The organism is Acinetobacter modestus, from assembly GCF_014636095.1.
Classification (GTDB): Bacteria; Pseudomonadota; Gammaproteobacteria; order Pseudomonadales; family Moraxellaceae; genus Acinetobacter; species Acinetobacter modestus.
In genome coordinates this window covers 1-1682 of record NZ_BMDV01000024.1, presented here as the reverse complement: position 1 = coordinate 1682, position 1682 = coordinate 1, and the positions used below count along the sequence as shown (strand labels likewise).

The window sequence follows — 1682 nt, the reverse complement described above, 5'->3', positions numbered from 1 at the left end:
AAAAGATTGGGCCGAGTTTAATTGCAATTCAACAAACCGACAGTAATTACTGGATTACAAAGTATCCATTGCTTCGAATTCAAATTTGATTTATCAAGCTGGTTTATCTAATTTATCCACTGCGTCGAATTCAAATTTGATCGCCTTCCATACTTCACAAGCAGCAGCTAGTTCAGGACTCCATTTGCTAGCCTCGCGGATAATTTCATTACCCTCGCGGGCAAGGTCACGTCCCTCATTACGAGCTTGTACACATGCTTCTAAAGCTACTCGATTAGCTACGGCACCCGGTGCATTTCCCCAAGGGTGTCCTAAAGTTCCTCCACCGAATTGTAGTACGGAATCATCTCCAAAGATCTCGGTCAAAGCAGGCATATGCCAAACGTGAATACCCCCCGAAGCTACGGGCAGAACACCTGGCATAGAAACCCAATCTTGAGTGAAATAAATACCACGGCTTCGATCTTTTTCAATAAAATCATCACGTAGTAAATCAACAAAGCCCAAAGTTATGTCCCTTTCTCCTTCAAGTTTACCTACTACTGTACCAGCGTGAATATGATCTCCACCAGACATACGTAAAGCTTTAGCTAGTACACGAAAGTGCATACCATGATTCTTCTGTCTATCAATAACTGCGTGCATTGCGCGATGGATGTGAAGAAGTAGACCATTATCTCGGCAATAATGAGCCAAGCTAGTATTTGCAGTGAACCCACCTGTTAAGTAGTCGTGCATTACGATAGGAACTCCCAATTCTCTAGCACACACGGCCCTTTTGATCATTTCTTCACATGTACCTGCAGTAGCATTCAAGTAATGCCCTTTGATTTCACCTGTTTCAGCCTGTGATTTATAAATTGCTTCGGCACAAAATAAGAAACGGTCTCTCCAGCGCATAAATGGTTGGGAGTTCACATTCTCATCATCTTTGGTAAAATCAAGCCCGCCACGTAGACATTCATAAACTGCTCTACCGTAGTTCTTAGCGGATAACCCCAATTTAGGTTTAATAGTACATCCTAATAGGGGGCGACCATACTTGTTCAATTTATCTCTTTCAACCTGGATGCCATGAGGCGGGCCTTGGAAAGTTTTAACATAAGCAGTAGGGATTCGCAGATCCTCTAGACGTAGAGCGCGCAGGGCTTTGAACCCAAATACATTACCCACAATGGAAGTAAACATGTTAGTAACAGAACCTTCTTCAAAAAGGTCTAAAGGGTAAGCTACATAACATATATATTGATCTTCTTCTCCAGGAACGGGCTCAATGTGGTAGCATCGCCCTTTGTAACGATCAAGGCTGGTAAGCCCATCGGTCCACACGGTTGTCCATGTACCAGTAGAAGATTCAGCAGCTACCGCGGCCCCTGCTTCCTCAGGCGGAACTCCGGGTTGAGGAGTTACTCGGAAGGCTGCCAAGATATCAGTATCTTTGACTTCATATTGAGGAGTATAATAAGTCAATTTATACTCTTTAACACCAGCTTTGAATCCAACACTTGCTTTAGTCTCTGTTTGTGGTGACATAAGTCCCTCCCTACAACTCATGAATTAAGAATTCTCGCAACAACAAGGTCTACTCGATATAAATGAGGAGTTAATGAAACCTTTTCGAAGAAATCTTTCAAAAAATTATCAACGAATCCGAAAGGTTCCTTATTAGACCATGGTATTTG

At 42.7% G+C, this 1682-nt stretch carries 1 protein-coding gene; it reads right to left on the bottom strand.

What is annotated here, in order from left to right; genetic code table 11:
* Positions 1-93: 93 nt before the first annotated feature.
* A complete protein-coding gene (locus IEV17_RS17355) occupies positions 94-1533 on the bottom strand; it encodes a form I ribulose bisphosphate carboxylase large subunit (RefSeq protein ID WP_188363613.1) in 1440 nt (479 codons plus the stop codon).
* Between the last annotated feature and the right edge of the window lie 149 nt (positions 1534-1682).

Excerpts from the sequence above, each read along its gene's own strand:
- IEV17_RS17355 (WP_188363613.1), bottom strand. The coding sequence starts at position 1,533 with ATGTCACCACAAACAGAGACTAAAGCAAGTGTTGGATTCAAAGCTGGT.